General features: G+C 70.2%; 1 protein-coding gene. It reads right to left on the bottom strand.

The window, feature by feature from the left end:
* Positions 1-1461, bottom strand: a 1461-nt coding sequence (locus ACGFU7_RS48120; RefSeq protein ID WP_393705146.1) for a hypothetical protein, incomplete at both ends; no start/stop codon positions are given.

Raw genomic sequence — 1461 nt, 5'->3', positions numbered from 1 at the left:
CGGTGGTGGCGGTGGTGGCGGTGGACGATTCGGTGGTGGCTGGGCTGTTGGGTGTGCGTGTGGCGTGGCGGGGCGGGGTGGTGTCGGGGTCGGTGTCTGTTTGGTGGTCCAGGGACGCTGCTGTGGGCGGGACGCGGAAGTCCTCGCGGTCTTCCCGGCCGAACCAGTGCTCGTCGAAACTCCGCTCGACAGACGTGTCCCACTCCTGCGTCAGCCGCTCCCGGCCGTTCTCGTGCAACGGTCCGCCGCCTGCGAGATCGTTCTCGAACGCGTCGGCGGCCTCGGTGAGAACACGGCGGGCCTGTTCCAGCCGCATTTCGCGCAACTGCGTGTACTCGAACCGTTCGTGCAGCGCCGGCAGCGTGGTGACACGGTCCTGGTGCGTCTGCCAGCGTGCCCCGAACAGCGGCCCGCCCGAGTCACCACCGGTCGTGGCACGCAGCGCCGCGTAAGCGGTGCGCAGCTCTTTCTGGAAGTCTTCGCGCGCCCGGGTCTCCGCCGTTTCGCTGAGCATGCCGCCCTGGGCCAGGTCCTCCTGCCAGTTCTCCAGCGCCTCGTCGAAGCGACGCGTGAGGTGTTCGACCTCCCGCTCCCGGGCACTCAGCTCCCGTATCCCGTCGGCCAGTTCACCGCGCAGAACACTGATCCGCTCACTCAGCACCTCCTCGCGCAGCGCCGGGTCGTGGCCGGCACCCGCTGTTGGCGTCTGGTAGGCGTCGTCCACCGCGAGGAGGTACCTCAGCCGCATCCGTACCCGCAGCTCGTGCAGTGTGTGCGGAACGTCGGTGCTCTGCGCCTCCTCCAGCAGATCTTCCCGCGCCATCTCCCCGGAACGGTCACTCTCCCGTGTGCCGCGGCCACGGCCGGGGGACGTCTCCTGAGTGAGGTAGCGCCCGCCGAACAGGTCCCCACCACGGAAATCTGCCAGCGCCCGGTCGAAGTCACCGCGGAACATCTCCTCATGACGTTCACGCTCCGCACCCTGTCTGAAGAGCCATGTCACCTCCTCGCGCGCCCTCCTGTGGGCCGCCTGCCACTGCTCCGGGGTGACGCCTTCGGGCCCGGCCCGTTGTGCCAGATCCCGGAAGACGGTACGGAGCTGCGCCCGGTAGCTTTCCTCGGCATACTCGCGGACCGGTCCGCCCTGCCGCCCGTCCCCGCCGAACAGCCCCTCGAACCTCCGGGCTCCGTCCGCGATGTCCTCCGACAGGTCTCCGGTGGCACGCTCGAAGCGCTCCTCGAACGCCAGCCGACGGTGGTAGACCGTGTCCCGCTCTTCCCTGTAGTCCGCCCACTGCCGGGCCCTGGACAGTGCGCCGTCCCCCTCCAGCTGCGGCGGCCGAAGGAAGGCCCCGCCGCCCCGCGGGAGGAGAGTATCCGCCGGGCCACTGTCATCAACCCGATGATGCACGGTGGCGGTGGCGGCGGCGGTGGGGGTGTCGGGGGTGGTGGGGGTGGTGG

It is taken from the genome of Streptomyces sp. NPDC048473 (assembly GCF_043200155.1).
GTDB lineage: Bacteria > Actinomycetota > Actinomycetes > Streptomycetales > Streptomycetaceae > Streptomyces.
The sequence above is the reverse complement of the archived record's forward strand: the minus strand, read 5'-3'. Positions and strand labels throughout refer to the sequence as shown.